The sequence below is a fragment of the Sinorhizobium sp. 8-89 genome (genome assembly GCF_030124325.1).
In the GTDB taxonomy this organism is placed as follows: Bacteria; Pseudomonadota; Alphaproteobacteria; order Rhizobiales; family Rhizobiaceae; genus Sinorhizobium.
In genome coordinates this window covers 684,776-704,838 of record NZ_JASKLR010000001.1, presented here as the reverse complement: position 1 = coordinate 704,838, position 20,063 = coordinate 684,776, and the positions used below count along the sequence as shown (strand labels likewise).

The 20,063-nt window shown below is 61.0% G+C and carries 14 protein-coding genes; 8 read left to right on the top strand and 6 right to left on the bottom strand.

The window, feature by feature from the left end:
* Positions 1-110: 110 nt before the first annotated feature.
* Positions 111-2,387 carry a DNA topoisomerase IV subunit A gene (parC, locus tag QN219_RS03405; RefSeq protein WP_283997963.1) on the bottom strand — a complete coding sequence of 759 codons (2,277 nt, stop codon included), beginning with the start codon at positions 2,385-2,387 and terminating at the stop codon, positions 111-113.
* 409 nt (positions 2,388-2,796) lie between these two features.
* Between parC and QN219_RS03400 the strand changes: the two genes are divergently transcribed.
* From QN219_RS03400 to groL, 3 genes are all read left to right on the top strand, one after another.
* Positions 2,797-3,990 (top strand): hypothetical protein, encoded by a 1,194-nt coding sequence (locus QN219_RS03400; protein ID WP_283997961.1) that lies wholly within the window; start codon positions 2,797-2,799, stop codon positions 3,988-3,990.
* A 180-nt stretch (positions 3,991-4,170) separates the two neighbouring features.
* Positions 4,171-4,392, top strand: a complete 222-nt coding sequence (locus QN219_RS03395) for a hypothetical protein (protein WP_173510332.1) — start codon at positions 4,171-4,173, stop codon at positions 4,390-4,392.
* A gap of 218 nt (positions 4,393-4,610) precedes the next feature.
* Positions 4,611-6,239, top strand: coding sequence for a chaperonin GroEL (gene groL, locus QN219_RS03390; RefSeq protein WP_283997959.1), 1,629 nt, complete (start codon positions 4,611-4,613; stop codon positions 6,237-6,239).
* Between the two features lie 116 nt (positions 6,240-6,355).
* Here the strand turns inward: groL and QN219_RS03385 are convergent, their stop codons facing one another.
* Both QN219_RS03385 and aspS read right to left on the bottom strand, forming a co-directional pair.
* A complete protein-coding gene (locus QN219_RS03385; protein ID WP_173510334.1) occupies positions 6,356-6,736 on the bottom strand; it encodes a rhodanese-like domain-containing protein in 381 nt (126 codons plus the stop codon).
* Between the two features lie 189 nt (positions 6,737-6,925).
* Positions 6,926-8,713 (bottom strand): aspartate--tRNA ligase, encoded by a 1,788-nt coding sequence (aspS, locus tag QN219_RS03380; RefSeq protein WP_283997957.1) that lies wholly within the window; start codon positions 8,711-8,713, stop codon positions 6,926-6,928.
* 300 nt (positions 8,714-9,013) lie between these two features.
* On the opposite strand from aspS, the gene QN219_RS03375 reads away from it, so the two are divergent.
* The 4 genes from QN219_RS03375 to QN219_RS03360 all read left to right on the top strand — a co-directional run bounded on the left by QN219_RS03375 (position 9,014) and on the right by QN219_RS03360 (position 14,354).
* A complete protein-coding gene (locus QN219_RS03375) occupies positions 9,014-10,252 on the top strand; it encodes an MFS transporter (RefSeq protein WP_283997956.1) in 1,239 nt (412 codons plus the stop codon).
* 95 nt (positions 10,253-10,347) lie between these two features.
* On the top strand, positions 10,348-11,751 hold the full coding sequence (locus QN219_RS03370) for a multicopper oxidase family protein (RefSeq protein WP_283997955.1): 1,404 nt from the start codon (positions 10,348-10,350) through the stop codon (positions 11,749-11,751).
* Between the two features lie 79 nt (positions 11,752-11,830).
* Positions 11,831-12,982 (top strand): ribonuclease D, encoded by a 1,152-nt coding sequence (rnd, locus tag QN219_RS03365; protein WP_283997954.1) that lies wholly within the window; start codon positions 11,831-11,833, stop codon positions 12,980-12,982.
* 310 nt (positions 12,983-13,292) lie between these two features.
* The gene (locus tag QN219_RS03360; RefSeq protein WP_283997952.1) at positions 13,293-14,354 is read left to right on the top strand and encodes an adenylate/guanylate cyclase domain-containing protein; all 1,062 of its coding nucleotides are present in this window, start codon (positions 13,293-13,295) and stop codon (positions 14,352-14,354) included.
* Here QN219_RS03360 and QN219_RS03355 read toward each other — a convergent pair.
* Positions 14,326-14,733, bottom strand: coding sequence for a DUF2000 family protein (locus tag QN219_RS03355; protein WP_283997951.1), 408 nt, complete (start codon positions 14,731-14,733; stop codon positions 14,326-14,328). The genes QN219_RS03360 and QN219_RS03355 overlap by 29 nt on opposite strands.
* A gap of 186 nt (positions 14,734-14,919) precedes the next feature.
* On the opposite strand from QN219_RS03355, the gene QN219_RS03350 reads away from it, so the two are divergent.
* Positions 14,920-16,278, top strand: coding sequence for an esterase-like activity of phytase family protein (locus QN219_RS03350; RefSeq protein ID WP_283997949.1), 1,359 nt, complete (start codon positions 14,920-14,922; stop codon positions 16,276-16,278).
* A 60-nt stretch (positions 16,279-16,338) separates the two neighbouring features.
* Here the strand turns inward: QN219_RS03350 and ppx are convergent, their stop codons facing one another.
* The gene (gene ppx / locus QN219_RS03345) at positions 16,339-17,862 is read right to left on the bottom strand and encodes an exopolyphosphatase (protein WP_283997947.1); all 1,524 of its coding nucleotides are present in this window, start codon (positions 17,860-17,862) and stop codon (positions 16,339-16,341) included.
* An 11-nt stretch (positions 17,863-17,873) separates the two neighbouring features.
* Positions 17,874-20,060 (bottom strand): RNA degradosome polyphosphate kinase, encoded by a 2,187-nt coding sequence (locus tag QN219_RS03340; protein ID WP_283997946.1) that lies wholly within the window; start codon positions 20,058-20,060, stop codon positions 17,874-17,876.
* Between the last annotated feature and the right edge of the window lie 3 nt (positions 20,061-20,063).

The window sequence follows — 20,063 nt, the reverse complement described above, 5'->3', positions numbered from 1 at the left end:
ACCTTCCACTGCATGTTTCCTTAAAATCGAAGTCGATTTAAGGGCAAAACATACAGCAATTCAAACTGCTACAGCGACCTTTCCACGCCTGGGGGCGCACACGCTGTAGATCAGCCGCTGAACTTGCCGCTTCGCGGGAAGCCCTTCGGCACGTTCCGACCTGCGGCAGCGCGGTCGCCAAGCCACTCGATCAGTTCGTCCTTCATTTTGGTAAAGACGCGACCGGCGCTGTCTTCCCAGGTCAGGCCGTCCGCCATTGTAAAGCACCTGATGTCGGAAATGCCGCCGTCCTTGTAGCGCTGCAGCCGGACGCCCTTGCCACGCGCCATTTCGGGGATCTGCTCCAATGGGAAGACAAGCATCTTGCGGTTTTCGCCGACGACGGCAACATGATCGCCCTTGACGGGAACAACGAGCTTCGCCTCGTCGGGCATGCCGACATTCATCACCTGTTTTCCCTTGCGGGTATTGGCGACGATATCGCTTTCGGTAACGACGAAGCCGTTTCCTGCGGCGGACGACATGATGAGCTTACGAGCCGGATCATGAACGAGGGCCGTCAGCACGTCCTGGTCATTCTCCATATCGACCATGATGCGCAGGGGCTCGCCATGGCCGCGCCCGCCCGGCAGCTTGTCGCCGCCAAGCGTGTAGACCTTGCCGCCGGTCGTGAAGACCAGGATCTTGTCCGTCGTCTGCGCCGGGAACGCCACTTTCAGCGCGTCACCCTCCTTGAACTGGAGCGACGACGTGTCGGAGATGTGTCCCTTGAGGGCGCGGATCCAGCCTTTTTCCGAGATAACTACGGTGATCGGTTCCTTTTCGATCATCGCCTGCTGGATGGCCTCGACATCGGCCTCCGGCGCATCGGCGAAAGTGCTGCGGCGCTTGCCAAGTTCGGTCGCCTTGGCGAATTTCTTCTTGACCTCGCCGATTTCCCAGGCAACGGCCTGCCATTGCTTCTCATCCGAGGCGAGCAGCGCCTCGATCTCCGCCTTTTCCTTCGACAGCGCATCGAATTCGGTGCGGATCTCAAACTCCTCGAGCTTGCGCAAGGAGCGCAGGCGCATATTGAGGATCGATTCGGCCTGCAGATCAGTGAGCGTGAAGCGCTCGATCATCACCGCCTTCGGCTCGTCCTCCTCGCGGATGATACGGATCACCTCGTCGATGTTGAGATAAGCAACGAGATAGCCGCCCAGGATCTCCAGCCGGCGATCGATCGTGGCGAGCCGGTGGCGTGAGCGGCGCTGCAGCACATCGCGGCGATGGGCCAGCCACTCGCTCAAGACCTCGTTCAGCGCCATGACACGCGGCACGCGGCCCATGGAGAGCACGTTCATGTTGAGTGGGATGCGGCTTTCGAGCTCGGTCAGCTTGAACAGTGATTCCATCAGGATGCCGGCGTCGACCGAGCGGCTCTTCGGCACGAGCACGATGCGCACGTCTTCCGCCGATTCGTCGCGAACATCCTCGAGCAGCGGCAGCTTGCGGGCGAGGAGCAGCTCGGCGATCTTCTCGATCAGGCGCGATTTCTGTACCTGATAGGGTATTTCCGTAACGACGATCTGATAGCCGCCGCGGCCAAGATCCTCCGAAACCCAGCGCGCGCGGACGCGGAAACCGCCGCGGCCCGTCCGGTAGGATTCGATCATGCTTGCCCGGCTTTCGACGATCACGCCGCCTGTGGGCAGGTCCGGCCCCTCGATGCCCCCCTTCTGGGGATTGGCGGGATCGTACAGCAGGTCCTCCACCGTCGCATCCGGATGGCGGATGAGATAGAGCGCCGCGTCGCAAAGTTCATGTGCGTTGTGCGGCGGAATGGAGGTGGCCATGCCGACGGCGATACCGGAAGCGCCGTTGGCGAGAAGGTTGGGAAATGCGCCCGGAAGGACGACCGGCTCCTGGTCCTCCTCGTTGTAGGTCGGGCGGAAATCGACGGCGTCCTGATCGATGCCTTCGAGAAGAAGGGCCGCAACCTCCGTCATCTTCGCTTCGGTGTAGCGGTAGGCGGCGGCATTGTCGCCGTCGATGTTGCCGAAATTGCCTTGCCCATCGACGACCGGGTAACGCTGCGAGAAGTCCTGCGCCAGACGCACCAGCGCGTCATAGACGGACTGGTCGCCATGCGGATGGAACTTACCGATGACATCTCCGACGATGCGGGCGCATTTCTTGAACGAGGAATTGGGTCTCAGCCCCATCTCGCTCATCGCGTGAATGATCCGGCGGTGGACGGGCTTCAGACCGTCGCGGACATCCGGTAGCGCGCGATGCATGATGGTTGAAAGGGCATAGGCGAGATAACGCTCTTCCAGCGCCGCTTTAAGATCAACCGGCTGAATGTTGTCGTCCCCGCCCGACGGCGGCAAAAGGCTTTGTCCCATGACCTCTTGCTACCGCAACCAGCCGCCAACGGCAAGAATTTCAGGGCATTGCGCTGTGGAGAACGCGCCTATGAGGCGAGTCGTGCAAACGAGAACAAATGCCGGTAAGTTTCCGGAAAGCATGATCCGCTGGGAACACCTGCCAAGCAGCCCAACGAATATAAATTTGCCCTGTTTCGTATTAGCTTCGGGATGTGCTGATTTGGCCGATTTGAAATTGAGGATTCGAGTGAGGGTGTCCGCGTTCGAGACATAGGCTGACCGCAAGCGGCAGGCCGACCGTCGCGGGGTCGTCAGCCTCCGTCCGGGGCGAGCGAGTTGACGGATGCCGCAGAGATCACTCAGATTAGCGATAACCGATCCCAGAAACAGCTTCGCAATCAAACATTTTTAAACAAGGAACTCGACGATGACGCATACGCGCAAGATCCGCCTGATGATGGCGGGCGCAGCCTTTCTCACACTCGCCGGCCCGGCCTTCGCGCTCGACGGCGCCGACATGATGAAGAAGCTTGATGCGGCTCTGTCTACCAACGGCTCCTCGATCCTCTTCGACAAGGCGGATGTGAACGGCGACGTGGTGACGGTGACCGGTGTCAAACTGCAGACGGCTGCAAACCCCGGAGAAACGGTCGTCATCGGCGATGTCACCTTCGAAGGCGTCGAGGAAAACGAGAATGGAGGCTATTACTCCGAAACCGTCACCTTCCCCGATATCGATGTCAGCGCCGAGGGCTCAAGCTTCTCCGCCAAGGACCTGTCGATCGGCGGTCTGTCGATCCCCGGCAATCCGGCCGGCGACACGATCAACGACATTCTGCTTTACGAAACGGCGGGAACAGGACCGATCGTGGTCAATGTCAAAGGCAAGGACGTCTTCACGGCCGAAAGCACGGAAGCCAATCTGACGCGGCAGGAAAATGATGCCGGCTTCGACTTCGACGCAACGCTGGCCGGGCTTAAAGCCGATCTCTCGGACGTCGACGACGCCAAGGCAAAAGAGGCGATCGAAAAGCTCGGGCTGACCACGCTCGACGGCGAAGTCACCATGAAGGGCAGTTGGGAACTGCAGAGCGGCAACGTCGCCCTCGATGAATACGCCTTTGACTTCAAGAATGTCGGCCGGCTGAACATTGCCATGGACTTTTCCGGGTATACGCTGCAGTTCATGAGGTCGCTGCAGGAAGCGACAAAAGCCATGGAGGCCAACCCGAACAAGGAAGAGGCCAACCAGGCGATGGGACTCGCAATGATGGGCCTCATGCAGCAGCTCACGTTCAACAGCGCCTCGATCCGTTTCGACGATGCTTCGATCACCAAGAAGGCGCTCGACTACGCCGGCAGCCAGCAGGGCGTCAGCGGCGATCAATTGGCACAGTCGCTCAAGGGCCTGGTGCCGATCATGATGGCGCAGCTCAACGTGCCGGAGCTGCAGAATCAGGTTTCCGCCGCCGTCAACGCCTATCTCGACGGACCGAAGAGTCTGACGATCAGCGCCCAGCCCGAAAAGCCCGTTCCCTTCCCGATGATCATGGGAGCGGCCATGGGCGCGCCGAACACGATTCCTTCGGTCCTAGGGGTGAAAGTGACGGCGAACGACTGAGCGGCAGGACGTTCGCCAGCGGGAACCTCAAATCGCATGGAGCCCGGCGGTCCACCTCCGGGCTTTTTCTATCCCGTTTGATTAGTGATATGATCCACTGCTTGATGCTCGGAGCCGGTCGCCTATCTAATGGTTGCCGACAATTGCGCATTCCCGACCGATGAGCGGAAGGAGGACGCTATGGGACTGAAGCATTCGGATATCACCGCCATCCTCGGCCCCGTCGACGAAACGCTAATGGCCGAGCTTCTTGCCACCGGCGCAACAGCGAGCGAACTCGCCGAGGCAATTGCTTGGGTCAACAATGATGAGGCTCTGATCGGCGAAGGCCGTCATCTTCCGGCCGGCCGCGTCGCAGCCTTGATCGACATTCTGACACCTGAAGAAGACGAAGAAGAGTGAAACGACAGACCGGCCCTTGCAGGGAGCGGCATGCTCCCTGCTGCATGTTTCCCTGAATCGGAGCCGATTTAGGCACAAAAACATGCAGCAACTGAAAGCGCTGCAACGACATTTTGGGCGTCTGAAAAGAGGCAAGGACGTCGAAGATTTGATGACAACGGTGATCCCGTAGCCTGTTGCGGAGGCGATCGGCGATCACCTCACAGAGGGAGGAGCACATGGCTGCCAAGGAAGTCAAATTCAACACCGATGCCCGCGACCGCATGCTACGCGGCGTCGACATCATGGCCAATGCCGTTCGGGTCACCTTGGGCCCCAAGGGCAGGAACGTGGTCATCGATCGATCCTTTGGAGCGCCGCGCATCACCAAGGATGGTGTGTCGGTTGCCAAGGAAATCGAGCTCGAGGACAAATTCGAGAACATGGGCGCGCAAATGCTGCGCGAAGTGGCTTCGCGCACGAGCGACGTTGCCGGCGATGGCACCACCACGGCGACAGTGCTTGCCCAGGCGATCGTCAAGGAAGGCGCCAAGGCCGTCGCCTCCGGAATGAATCCGATGGATCTGAAGCGCGGCATCGACCTTGCGGTCGAGGCGATCGTCAAGGAGCTCAAGACCCACGCCCGAAAAGTCTCCAAGAATGCCGAAATCGCCCAGGTCGGCACGATCTCAGCCAATGGCGATGCCGAGATCGGACGCTATCTTGCCGAGGCGATGGAGAAGGTCGGCAACGAGGGCGTGATCACCGTCGAGGAGGCTAAAACCGCCGAGATCGAGCTCGAAGTCGTTGAAGGGATGCAGTTCGACAGGGGCTATCTCTCTCCCTATTTCATTACCAACCAGGAGAAGATGCGGGTCGAGTTCGAGGATGCCTACATCCTGATCCACGAAAAGAAGCTCTCCAATCTGCAGGCTATGATTCCGATCCTGGAATCGGTGATCCAGTCCGGAAAACCGCTCTTGATCATCGCCGAAGACGTCGAGGGTGAGGCACTGGCGACGCTCGTCGTCAACAAGCTGCGCGGCGGTCTGAAGATCGTTGCGGTCAAGGCGCCTGGCTTCGGCGACCGCCGCAAGGCCATGCTCGAAGACATAGCAATCCTTACGGGCGGCACCGTGGTTTCCGAGGACCTCGGCATCAAGCTCGAGAACGTGACGATGGATACGCTCGGGCGGGCGAAACGCGTGATCGTCGAAAAGGAGACGACAACGATTGTCGACGGCGCCGGGGAGAAGACCGACATCGGCGGGCGCATCAGCCAGATCAAAGCGCAAATCGAGGAAACCACGTCGGACTACGACCGCGAAAAATTGCAGGAGCGACTTGCCAAACTTGCTGGCGGCGTCGCGGTCATCCGCGTCGGCGGTTCGACCGAAGTCGAGGTCAAGGAAAAGAAGGACCGCGTCGACGACGCCCTGCATGCGACGCGGGCGGCGGTCGAGGAAGGCACCCTTCCGGGCGGCGGCGTCGCATTGCTGCGTGTCGTAAAGACGCTAGACAACATATCGACCGCCAATGACGACCAGCGCGTCGGCGTCGAGATTGTTCGTCGGGCGATCGAGGCTCCCGTGCGTCAGATCGCCGAGAACGCGGGTGCCGAAGGGTCGATCATCGTCGGGAAACTGCGCGAGAAACCGGATTTCGCCTACGGCTGGAACGCCCAGACCGGAGAATTCGGAGACCTCTACGAGATGGGTGTCATCGATCCCGCCAAGGTCGTACGGGCGGCGCTGCAGGATGCGGCGTCCGTGGCCGGCCTGTTGGTGACGACGGAAGCGATGATTGCCGAGAAGCCGAAGAAGGAAGCACCGGCACCGATGCCCGGCGCCCCGGGCATGGATTTCTGAGACGCCGCCCCGCCGCTCAGAAGCGCTGGGGCGCAGCCGCGTCCCAGCGCCGTCAGTACCGAGGTGCAGCGCTCCCGACGGAGCCTCAATCTGTGCTGTTTATCGGTTGACGCGCCTCAAGCGGGCTCCGTGTCGATACCCGCCTCGACCAGTTCCTTGAAGCCGCCGATGTTGAATACGGCCGTATAGCCCATGTCCTGAAGCGTTTTGCCCGCTAGGGCCGAACGGCCGCCGGATGCACAATGGAGAAGGACCGTCTTGTCCTTTTGGAAGGCGGGGTTGTGGTATTGGCTCTCCGGGTCTGCGCGAAATTCCAGCATTCCCCGCGACACGTTCACCGCACCCTTGATCTTGCCGGTTTGCTGGACTTCCGTCGGATCGCGGACGTCCACAATGAGCACATCACCAGAGCGCATCTTCTCGGCGGCCTCGGTGGGAGATAATTTTTGGACCGCGCTATTTGCTTCCGCGAGCAGGTCCTTGACGTTCTTCGCCATCGTCCCCTCCATCCAATACGCTGCGACAGGGCAGCGGAGAAAGGAAACGCCTTGAAGGAAATCCTGTCAAGGCGGCAACGGGACCGTGCAGCTGACTGCAGGAAGCTGGTGCAAGCATCAATGGATGTTTGCTCCACCATAAAAAACCGGCGATAGAGACCGCCGGGTTATTTTCATCCCTTGAAAACCTCAATCTTTCTTCTGCGGGATCGGACGGATCGCCAGTTCACGCAGTTGCGCGGCTGTCGCCGGCGACGGCGCACCCATCAGGAGGTCGACGGCCTGCTGGTTCATCGGGAAGAGCGAGATCTCGCGCAGGTTCTTGGCGCCGACCAGGAGCATGACGATGCGGTCGATGCCGAACGCCATACCGCCGTGTGGCGGAGCACCGTACTGGAAGGCACGGTAGAGACCGCCGAACTGCTCCTCGACTTCCTGCTGGGATTTGCCCGTCAACTCGAAGGCCTTGACCATCAGTTCTGGCAATTGGTTACGGATCGATCCGGACGCAATCTCGAAGCCGTTGCAGACCATGTCGTACTGGTAGGCCTTGATGGAGAGCGGATCGTCGCCGTTCAATGCCTCCAGACCACCCTGCGGCATCGAGAAGGGGTTGTGAGCGAAATCGATCTTCTTCTCTTCTTCCAACCATTCGTAGAACGGGAAGTCGACAATCCAACACAGCTCGAAGCGGTCGCGGTCGACGAGATTCAGTTCCTCGCCGGCCTTCGTCCGGGCTTCGCCGGCAAACTTGTAGAACTTGGCGGGCTCGCCGGCGACGAAGAAGCAGGCATCACCGTCCTCGAGACCAAGCTGCGTCCGGATCGCCTCGGTGCGTTCCTCGCCGACGTTCTTGGCAAGCGGACCGGCGCCTTCGAGCCTTTCGCCCTCCTTGCGCCAGAAGATATATCCGAGGCCCGGCTGGCCCTGGCTCTGGGCCCAGGCGTTCATGCGGTCGCAGAACGCCCTCGAACCACCGGTCTTGGCGGGGATCGCCCAGACCTCGACCCGCGGGTTGGACGCGATCATGTTGGCGAAAACCTTGAAGCCCGAACCGGCGAAGTGCTCGGTCACGCTCTGCATCTCGATCGGGTTCCTGAGGTCCGGCTTGTCGGAACCATACTTGCGGATCGCCGTGTCATAGGGAATGCGCGGGAACTTTTCGGTCACAGGCTTACCGCCGGCGAAATCCGTGAAGATGGCTCGGATCATCGGCTCCATCGTGTCCCATACGTCTTCCTGCTCGACGAAGCTCATTTCGATGTCGAGCTGGTAGAACTCGCCCGGCAGCCGGTCGGCGCGCGGATCCTCGTCGCGGAAGCAGGGAGCGATCTGGAAATAACGGTCGAAGCCTGCGACCATCAGAAGCTGCTTATACTGCTGCGGCGCCTGCGGCAGCGCGTAAAAGTTCCCCGGATGAATGCGGCTCGGCACCAGGAAGTCACGCGCGCCTTCCGGCGACGACGCCGTCAGGATCGGCGTCGTATACTCGGTGAAGCCGATCTCGCTCATGCCCCGGCGCATGGCCGAAATGATCTCGGTGCGCTTGACGATGTTGCGATGCAGCGTCTCGCGGCGGAGGTCCAGGAAGCGATATTTCAGGCGCACATCTTCCGGATAATCCGGCTCGCCGAAGACCGGCAGCGGCAGTTCCTTGGCCGCAGACAGAACCTCGATCTCGCGGGCATAGAGCTCGATTTCGCCAGTAGGCATGTTCTTGTTGACGGTTTCGTCGGTGCGGGCCTTCACCGTTCCGTCGATGCGAATAACCCATTCGCCACGCACGGTTTCGGCCGTCTTGAAGGCCGGAGAATCCGGGTCGGCGACGACCTGGGTCATGCCATAGTGATCGCGCAGGTCGATGAACAGCACGCCGCCATGATCGCGGACGCGGTGAACCCAGCCGGAGAGGCGAACGGTGGAGTCGACATCCGACTTGCGGAGAGCGGCACAGGTGTGGCTGCGGTAACGGTGCATCGTCTAATCCTGGAATTGCAGAAAACCACGCAGGCTCGCTTACGGCGCGCGGCATGGTCAAAATCGGGCGGAAAAGCGCATGATGCGCCGGTTTTGTCAAGGCCGCGACGTGTGTTGCGGCGACAACAGTCATGAACGGCCGCTCCCCTGTTGTAGTGAGCTTTGCGAGCCATGTGGCGCAAAAAGAAGGCAAAAGGCCACAAATTGCTACTGTCCCTGGCTGCAAACCGCCGCTAAACAAGGAGCAAGCCGGTATTTCCCTTTAAGTCGCGGCCGCCATCCGGATGCTTCCAGCCCCCAATGTCCCAGATCCGCCCGCTCATCCCGCTTCTCGTCACCGCAGGCATTCTCATCGGCGGTAACGGTTTGCAGGGGACTTTCATTTCGCTGCGCGCGCTCCATGAGGGATTCTCGACCTCGCTGATCGGCCTTGTCGGCGCCGGCTACAATATCGGCTTTGCCATCGGCTGCATCTATGTCAGCCGCATCCTTCGAGCAATCGGCCATATCCGCACGTTCTCGGCGATGGCCGCAATCGCGTCCGCGACGGCGATCTCGATGGTGCTGCTCATCGATCCGTGGTTCTGGTTCCTGATGCGGCTTCTTGCCGGGATCTGTTTCGCGAGCCTTTTTGCGACCGTTGAAAGTTGGCTGAACGCCAGCGTCACCAACGCCAACCGGGCACGCACGCTTTCCGTTTACCGGCTCGTCGACCTCGGCTCCGTCACCGCCGCACAGTATGTGATTCCGGGTGTTGGTATCGGCGGGTTCGAGCTTTTCGCAATCATCTCGATGGCGCTGACACTCTCGCTCGTGCCGATATCCTTTGCCGACCGGTCAAGTCCCGTGCCCCCCGAAGCGATCCGATTCGATGTCAGGGCGCTGTGGAACATCTCGCCGCTCGCGACGGTCGGCTGTATCGTCGTCGGCCTTACGAACGCGGCCTTCCGCTCGCTGGGGCCGATCTATGCCCAGGGCATCGGCCTCTCCGTCACCGCGATCGCGACCTTCATGAGCGCGGGCATCATCGGCGGCGTGGTGCTGCAATATCCGCTCGGGCACTATTCAGACCAGGTCGACCGGCGCCTGATCATCCTGATCGCCACGCTTGGCTCGCTTCTGGCCGGACTTTTTCTCGCCTTCGGCGCGGGCAGCGACGAGTGGCTGAATTTTGCCGGCATCTTCGCCTTTGGCGCTTTCGCGATGCCGCTCTACTCGCTCTGTTCGGCGCATGCCAACGACCATGCGGCGGAGGGACAGCATGCGCTGGTCTCCGCAGGCATGCTCTTCTTCTGGTCGCTCGGCGCGATCATCGGCCCACTCTTCGCCTCCTTCATGCTCGACCTCTTCGGACCGCAGGCGCTCTTCACCTATACCGCCGCAATCCTCGCCCTTTTTATGCTCTACACGCTCCGGCGCATGACGGCACGCGGGCCGGTCCCGGCAGAAGAGCGCGCGCTGCCGTTTCGCAATCTCCTGCGCACGTCGTCCTTCTTCAACAAGCTTGCCGGCGGTCAGCAGCGAGAGGACGCGCCGTAGCGACAGCTGCGGCAAGATGACCTTTTGGACGAATTGCTGATTATGAAAATCAGGTTTAGAAACGCTCCGATCGCTTATCCGCACCACGGGACGTCATGATACCGATGTTCAGCCGCCGAACGTTTCTCCAGGGCTCGGCCGCGCTCGGAGGCGCTTTCGCCTTGGGTGCCGGCGTTGCCGCACGCGCCGTCGCCTCACCCGATCCGCAAATCCTGAGGGCGCAATTCGCTGATGTGAGGATCTCAGCCGATGGCGTGACGCCGAAAATCATGACCTATGGCCTCGATGATACCTCCCACGGAGGCATGCCTCCAGTCTTAAGAATGCGCAAGGGAGAAGCCTACGCGGCGAGACTGGTGAACCATCTCGACGAACCGACCACGGTCCATTGGCACGGCTTGAGGATCGCCAATGCGATGGACGGCGTGCCGGAGATAACCCAGCCCTACGTCTATCCCGGTGACACTTTCGACTATGTCTTCACGCCGCCCGATGCGGGCACGTTCTGGTACCACCCGCATTGCAACACGCTCACACAGATTGGACGGGGGCTAGCGGGCGTTGTCGTGGTCGAGAACCCCGAGGACCCTGCCTTCGACGCCGAAATTGTCCTTAATCTCCGTGACTGGCGGCTCGGCGCGGGCGGCAAGTTCATCGATCCGTTCAAGCCCCGCGATGCGGCGCGGGGTGGCACCTATGGCACGGTGAGGACGACGAACTGGCACCGCGAACCGGTCGTCGAGGCGCCCGCCGGCGGTCTCGTCCGGGTGAGGATTGCCGCCACCGACGTCACGCGCATCTACACGCTGGCGCTCGAAGGCGCGGGGGCGAAGGTAATCGCCCTAGACGGCAATCCGGTCGAAGATCCCTTCCCGCTCGATCGCATCGATATCGGACCAGGGCAGCGCGTCGATCTCGCCGTCCGAATGCCGGAGGGCGAGGGCCAAGGAGCAACGCTTGGCAATTTCCGCGGGTCGCAGCCCTGGACCATCGCAATGTTCCGGGCGGCCGGAACCTCGCTGAAGCGCGACCTGCGCGACATCGCTCCCCTGCCCGCCAATCCGATCGCGGAAGCCGACCTTTCGACGGCGAAACGGATACCGATCGACCTGACGGCGACGGCCGAACACAAGGCGACAGCCTCGATCTGCGGCTCGCTCGGCTATACCTTCTGGGCAATCAACAAGGTTCCGTGGCCGGGAGACACGCCGGATCCGATCGCACCGATCGAGGAACTGAAGCTCGGCAGGAGCTACGTGCTGCAGATTTCCAATCGCACGCCGCACGCGCATCCGATCCATCTGCACGGCCTGAGCTTCCGCATTCTCGCCTCCAACAAGCGGAGCTTCCTGCCGCCGCCGACGGACACTATCCTGCTCCTTCCGGACGAACAGGCGGAAGTGGCGCTGGTTGCGGACAACCCCGGCGATTGGGTGATCCACTGCCACATCATCGAACATCAGAAGACCGGCATGACCGGATATTTCAAGGTGGTCTGACAATTTCGATTGTGACAGCAGCCGCGAAACGATACACGAGAGGGTAAGCCGCATTTCCGCCACAGTGATTAAAAACCCGATGATTCAAACGACAGTAGATTTAGAGGCCGCCTGCAAACAGTTGGCCCAGTCAAGCTATATTACGATCGACACTGAATTCCTGCGCGAAACAACGTTCTGGCCGGAGCTCTGCCTTATCCAGATGGCGAGCCCAGACCTCGCCGTCATCGTGGACCCGATGGCGCCTGGAATCGACCTCTCGCCGTTCTTCGAACTCATGGGCAATTCGGACGTCGTCAAGGTCTTTCACGCAGCCCGCCAGGACATCGAGATCATTCATCATCTCGGCAACCTTATTCCACATCCGCTCTTCGACACCCAGGTGGCGGCAATGGTCTGCGGCTTCGGCGACAGCGTCTCCTACGACCAGTTGGTCAACCGCATCAAGAACGAGCAGATCGACAAGTCGTCGCGCTTTACCGATTGGAGCCGCCGACCCCTCACGGACAAGCAGGTCGACTACGCACTCGCCGACGTCACGCATCTGAGGGATATCTACCAATATCTGACAGCAGAGCTCGCGCGCGAGGGCCGCTCGTCGTGGCTGGCCGAGGAGATGGCGATCCTGGAGAGCCGGGAAACCTATGACCTCCACCCGGACAATGCGTGGCAGCGGCTGAAGATGCGCGTCAAGAAGCCGATCGAACTGGCGGTGCTGCAGAAGGTGGCGGCCTGGCGAGAACGCGAGGCACGCACGCGCAACGTCCCGCGAGGACGGATACTCAAGGACGATGCGATCTATGAGATCGCGCAGCAGCAGCCCAAGGACGCCGAGGCGCTGGGACGGCTCAGAACCGTCCCCAAGGGATGGGAACGCTCCAGCGCAGGCACGGCCGTCGTCGAGGCCGTGAACGAGGCACTTGCGATTCCGAAAGCGGAACTGCCGCGGCTGCCGCGCCAGAACCATGCGCCCGAGGGCGCTGCGGCAGCGGGCGAGATGCTGAAGGTACTGTTGAAGCTCATCGCCGAAAGGGAAGGCGTCGCCGCCAAGATCATCGCTAACAGCGAGGACCTCGACCGGATCGCAGCCGAAGGCGAAAAGGCCGACGTCGCGGCGCTGAAGGGCTGGCGGCGCGAGCTCTTCGGCGAAACGGCGCTGAAGCTCATCAATGGCGAGGTGGCCCTCCGCTTCGTCGACAAGAAGATCGAAGCGATGGAAATCGGCGGCTGAGAGCGAGCCCGATCGCCCGTCGCAGTTGTTGCCCCCTCACCCTAGCCCTCTCCTGCCGTCAGAGAGAGGGGACTTGGGCAGCGCGACATTCCCCTTCTCCCGTCAAAACGCGGAGAAGTCGCGGCAGCGGATGAGGGGTGGAAATGACTCTGCAAACGGATGCTGCCTCTGGGCAGGCTTTCCGCTTCAATCCGGCACCGGCGAAGACAAAACGCCAGGCTGATCCCAAGATCAGGTGTCTCAATGCATTGCGGAGCGGCGTCCGATCCGCGATTGTCCTGTGTATTTTCCGATTCCGAGGCCTCCGTAAATGCGCTGGCGGTTCTCCACGCTCGAGTTGATCCTGCTGCTCCTTGTCGTCGCCAGCAGCGGTGTGGCCTATGCCTGGGTCGTTTACGGCGACGGCGGCCTGATCGGCGCAACCTATGCGCTATTCAGTTGCATGCCGATCCTCGCCTTCGAACGGCGCATCATTTTCCGGCGCCTCTACAGGAAGGTCCACGGCCTTGCGACGCCGGGCTTTCTTCTCTCTTCCATTGCCGTCTATTTCGCGCTCGTCAACGTTGGCTTTGCGGCCGCAGGCTTGCTGCTGCGACTGGCGGGCCATCCGGGGGATATGATCCCATCGCTGAACGTGCTCCTCGTCGCACTGGCAATCTCCGGTCCGATCATCTTCGTCTTGCGGGTGCGGGAACTGCTTGGCCGCGACGTCTTCCTGAACCTGCTCACCGGACGCTACCGCAAGCCGATTCAGGAAGAGCGCGTGTTCCTTTTCGTCGACCTCGCTGGCTCCACGTCCTTCGCGGAGCGGTTCGGCGATCTCAAGACGCAGGAATATCTGGGAAGGCTCTTTGCCACCATGGCCGATCCGGTACTGCGCTTTGGCGGATCGATCGACGACTATATCGGCGATGCGGCGGTGATCACCTGGCCGTTCGACCGCGCCATTGCCGACGCGGCCTGTATTCGTTGCGTGTTCGACATTCTTGACCAGATTGACGCGGATGCTCACCGGTGGCGCAAGGAATACGGCGAGGTTCCAAGCCTTCGCGCCGCATTGCATGGCGGAACGATCGTTGCCGCCGAGATCGGCGTCGACAAGCACAAGATCACCTATTTCGGCGACACGGTGAACACCACTGCGCGCCTCGAAGGCTTTTGCCGGACCTTCGATCGCCAGGTTCTGATTTCTTCCGACCTTCTCAGACGGATGCGGCTGCCGGGCTTCGTGCGCAGCGAAAACCTCGGCGAACAGGAGATCAAAGGCCGCGGCCAGAAACTCGGCGTTTTCGCTCTTCGCGTTGGCGGCCTAACCCACGGCGGGGTGAAGTATTCCGCCGAAGCTAACCGTGTAGCTTTGCCCCCTTCGTGACCTTGTCGACGAGCTTCTTCTCTGCGTGGATCGCGATGCCCGCCACCTTGGCGTTATCGGGCGCTGATCTCGAAAAGACTTCCCGGTTGGCCGCGTCGTGCCCGGTCGAGAACATTTCGTCGACATAGAGCGACGTGCGAACCTCCCTTTCCAACGCGCGTCGCTGAATATTGCCAAGCGTGACCCCGTCTGCCGACAGCACGATGATCGGTTGGATGCTGAGCGCGTTGTAGACATTGCCGGCAGCATCGCGATATGCCTCGCCGATAACTTCCGGCTTCTGCCCGACAATGCCCGTCGCGAGAAAGGCTGTGACGTTCAGCTTCTGCCACAGGGCGAGGTCCTCCCGCAGGATGATTGCAAATTTCGTCTCGAACATTGTGACCACTCATCTCTAGATTCTTTTCGACAATGCTAATGCCCGAAGCGGCTGCCGGTCTTGAACGTTCGAGCAGGATGCCAATGTCATCAAAGCTTCATGGGGCTGTCAGACAAGCATCAACCAGCCGTCATCAAAGGCGCCTATCGGGGACCGGTCCCAGACCTCCAACCCATGGTGAACTTCATGACGAAAGTACTTTTCGCCTCCGCGGCGCTGATTCTCGTGATGGCAACGACGGCGCACGCCGAGGAGAAAGCCTTTCCGGCGACGCTGAAGGCGCATGCCGTCCTTCCGGCCAACACGATCATTGCAGCGCCGGCTGGCGCGGCGGATTATCTCAAGACCTCGGGGAAATTCACCACCGCCGACCGCAAGCGTGCCGTGGAGCTCGGCAGCGTGCCCGGCAAGGACGGCGTTCGCCCGACCGGATTGTCGCTGCCTTTCAACGGTCAGCCGATGCAGGGCTTTTCCGGCATAAAGACGATGCCGGACGGTACCTTCTGGAGCCTTTCCGATAATGGTTTCGGCAACAAGCTGAACTCGACCGACGCCATGCTGATGCTTCACCAAGTGAAGATCGACTGGGACGCCGGCAAGGTCGAAGCGCTGCAAACCGTCTTCCTGTCCGACCCCGACCGCAAGTCTCCCTTCCCGATCGTCATGGAAGGCTCGGCCAACCGCTATCTGACCGGCGCCGATTTCGATGTGGAATCGATCCAGCCGGTCCCCGACGGCTTCTGGGTCGGTGAAGAGTTCGGTCCCTACATCCTGAAATTCGACACGGCCGGCAAACTGACCGATGTCGTCCCGGCCGTTGTCGATGGCAAGTCGGTCATGTCTCCTGACAATCCCACACTGACGCTGCAGGCGGACCCCTCCAAGAAAATGCCTGCCTTCAACCTGAAGCGCTCCGGCGGCTATGAGGGCTTGGCGATGTCCAAGGACGGCAGCAAGCTTTACGGCCTGCTCGAAGGGCCGATCTGGACCGACAATGAATCGGTCAAGCAGGCAGAAGGCAGGCCGGCGCTCAGAATCATAGAACTCGATGTTGCGAGCAAGGCCTGGACCGGGCGCAGCTGGCTCTATCCGCTCGCCGGGGGCGGCGAGGCGATCGGCGACTTCAACATGCTCGACGAGACGACCGCACTGGTGATCGAGCGTGACAACGGGGCCGGCACTGTCGACAAGGCATGCGCAGACCCGAAGGATCCGAAGCCCGACTGCTTCGCGGTCGGCTCCAAGCTCAAGCGCATCTACAAGATCGAGATGACCGACGAAAACGCCGGCAAGGCCGTGCGCAAGATCGGTTACATCGATCTCCTCAAAATCGCCGATCCGGAAAACCGGAAGCGTCAGGGCGGCGGCGACGGCTACTACGACATGCCTTTCGTCACCATCGAGAATGTCGACCGCGTTGATGACGCGCATGTCATCGTCGGCAACGACAACAACCTGCCCTTCTCCGCCGGCCGTGCCATCGACAAGGCGGACGACAACGAGTTCGTGCTGCTCGAAGTCGGCGAGTTCCTGAAAGCCGAATGATATGCAGGCGGCTGCGCGATCAAGCGCAGCCGCCTTTTCACAGGCTGCTGCCTTGGCTGGTCAGTGATCGAAATGGAAGGCGAGCTTCTTTCCCGTCAGCTTGCTGAGCTGCTGGAGACGGCCATCCAGCCGTTCGCCCTCGAAGTCGGAATAGGCCGCCGGGACGACGAATTCGAGGTCGGCATCCGGGCGCGGCGATCGCCGCAAGCCAAGATGGCGCGTTACGCCCGGCATCGATGCCGAGAAAAGATAGGCGACGCGCAGGAGCCCGCCCAGCAGCTTGGCGAGTTCCAGCAGCCGCGGCGTCGTGATTCCCGCGAGGGGCTCGGTGGCGCCGTCATCGTTGAGGCCTTCGAAACGGTAATAGTTCGCAAGGGCGATATAGGCCCGGCCGGCATGCGTAATGCCGGAAAAGGACGAATGCGCAATGATGTTCAGTGCCTGCAGGCCGCGATAGTCCGGATGGGCCCGCCAACTGATGTCCGCGAGCAGGCAGGCGGCTTGGCGGTATCGGCTTTCCTCTTCCGTCTCCTCCACACCGAAATGCGGCACCATGCGCCCGGTCCATTCCGCAAGTTCGCGCGCATGTTCCGGCGAGCGGGCACGCAGGATCGCGATCTCGTCGGCGGCCGTCAACAAGGGATCCTGCGTACGCTCGGCTTCGGAAAGCAGTGAGAAAAGATAACCCTCGCGGACGCCAAGCGCGGAGAAGGAGATTCGCTCCGGCTTCATGATCGAGAGCGCTTCGTGCATCGTCACGGCGCCGAAGGGCAGCAGGCTGCGGCGGCTCTTCGAGATCGTCGCGTAGGCGGCAGGCTTGATGTTCTTCGGCTCGATCACCTCCAGAAGGAGAGACATCGCCTCGTCGTAGGAAATCTCGTAACCCTGCATCATATGCAGCGGGTAGTCGCGCGCTTCCATATGAAGCTTGGCGATGGATCGCCATGTACCGCCAACGGCATAGAACGTGCGTCCCGCGCCGCCCTTCAGTACGGCCGCGTCTTTCATGAACTTGCGCACCCATGTCCGCGCCTTCGCCAGCGAACCATTGCTGTGTTCAAAGAGACGGATGCCGCCGAGCGGCAAGGTGATGCCTTTGCCGATGCGCTTGCCATTCACATCGACGAGCTCGAGCGATCCGCCGCCGAGGTCGCCGACGATCCCGTCGGGATCGTGATAGCCGCTGACGATGCCCATGGCAGAGAAATAGGCCTCCTCTTCGCCGCTGAGGATGCGAACCTTGCATGCGAGGATGGCCTCGGCCTTTTCGATGAAAGACGGGCCGTTGGAGGCTTCGCGCGCGGCGGCCGTCGCCAGCGCGTACATCGTGGTGGCGCGCGCCTGATCGGACAGCGCGCGAAAACGGTGCAACGCCCTTAGAGCCCGCTCGACGTTCTCCTCCGCCATCCGGCCGGTCGCATCGATGCCCTTGCCGAGGCCGCACATCACCTTTTCGTTGAAAAGAACCGCGGGCGAGCGGCTTAGCCCCTCGTAAATGACAAGGCGAATAGAGTTGGAACCGATATCCACAACGGAGACCGGGCGGATGCCGGGCAAACGCCCCTGCGCTTCAGATTCTACCATGCAATTCCAGTTTACTTGCGCCAACCGCTTTTCCAGCCGGCAATCAGCTTTGGTGCACTGGATTTCAGAGCCTCACCCCGACCCGAGAGGCTGGGGTTGGTCATGAAATAATGCTGCGCATTGAACGGCTCCGCATCCTTGCCGACTTCCATGCGACGCGACGTGCCGTCCGGAAGGATCTCGTAGCTCTGCTGGTTGTCGATGAGATTGCCCAGCATGATCTGCGAAAGAACCTGTTCATGCACAGTCCGGTTGATGAGAGGCACAAGCGTCTCGACCCGCCGGTCCAGATTGCGCGGCATCATATCCGCCGAGCCGATATAGACAAGTGCATTTTCGGACGGAAGGCCATGACCATTGCCGAAGCAGAATATGCGCGAATGCTCAAGGAAGCGGCCGACGATCGACTTGACACGGATGTTGTCGGACAGGCCGGGCACCTGCGGACGCAGGCAGCAGATGCCACGCACGACGAGATCGATTTCGACACCGGCGCGACTGGCCTCGTAAAGCGAATCGATGATTTCCGGATCGACAAGCGAATTCATCTTCATCCAGATCGCAGCAGGACGGCCCGCCTTTGCATGCCCGATCTCTTCCTCGATATGCTTGAGGATGCGCGGGCGCAGCGTGTGCGGCGAGACCGCCAGCTTCATACCCGCTTCCGGCTCGCCATAGCCGGTGATGAAATTGAAGATGTTCGCCATGTCGTGGGCGATTACGGGATTGCAGGTGAAAAACGACAGGTCGGTGTAGATCTTTGCGGTGACCGGGTGGTAGTTGCCGGTGCCGAGGTGGCAATAGGTCCTGAGCTTGCCCTCTTCACGGCGCACGACCATCGACATCTTGGCATGCGTTTTCAGTTCGATGAAACCGAAGACGACCTGAACGCCGGCACGCTCCAGGTCGCGCGCCCAGCGGATGTTCGCCTCTTCATCGAATCGCGCCTTGAGCTCAACAAGCGCCGTCACGGACTTTCCGGCTTCCGCGGCGTCGATCAACGCACGCACGATCGGGCTGTCGTTCGATGTGCGGTAAAGGGTCTGCTTGATTGCGAGCACGTCCGGATCGCGCGCTGCCTGCAGCAGGAACTGCACCACGACATCGAACGATTCGTAGGGGTGATGGACGACCATGTCCTTTTCCCGGATCGCTGCCAGGCAATCGCCCGCATGTTCGCGCACACGTTCCGGAAAGCGCGGATTGTAGGGCTCGAAGCGCAGATCTTCGCGGGGCGCCTTGGTGATTTCCGAGAGCGTGTTGAGCGCAAGGAGTCCGGGCAGAACCGCGATACGGTTTTCAGGGACCCCGAGTTCCTGCACCACGAACTGGCGCAACGACGCGGGCATCTCGGAGTCCGTCTCGATGCGGATCACAGAACCACGACGCCGGCGCTTGAGCGCCGTCTCGAAGAATCGAACAAGGTCTTCTGCTTCTTCCTCCACTTCGATATCGCTGTCACGAATGATGCGGAACGTGCCCGAACCCTGCACCTCGTAGCCCGGGAACAGGCGGTCGATAAACTGGCTGACCACGTCCTCGAGCGTGATGTAGCGGATGACGTTCTTCACGTCCGGCAGTCGGACAAAGCGGTCGAGCGCCACCGGAAGGCGCAACAGGGCGGTCATCGGCTCGCGGCCCGTCTTGCTGACGAGCTGGAGCCCGATCGAAAAGCCGAGATTGGGGATGAACGGGAAGGGATGCGCAGGATCTATCGACAGCGGCGTGAGCACGGGGAAGATCGACTGGTCGAATTCGTTGGCGAGCCAGCTGCGATCCTGGGCGGACAACGAAGCGGGGCGGACGATAAGGATGTCTTCCTTCGCGAGATATTGCTGCAGTACGGCGAGCGACGCCTGCTGCTCCATCTGAAGATTGTCGATTTCCTTGAGGATATCGTCGAGCTGCTCGGCGGGCGTCTTGCCGTCGGGGCTGCGAAGGACAATTCCCTGACGCACCTGGCCTTCGATACCGGCGACGCGAACCATGAAGAACTCGTCGAGGTTGGCGGCCGAAATCGACAGGAAGCGCACACGCTCCAACAAGGGGTGCGCCGTGTTCAGCGTTTCCTCGAGGACACGACGGTTGAATTGAAGCCAGGAGAATTCGCGATTGATGAACCGCTCGGGGCTCGTCAGGAGGTCTATCTGCTCCGCAGGCGCCTCGAGTTCGGTGATTGCAGACGTCGCGTTATCCATGCC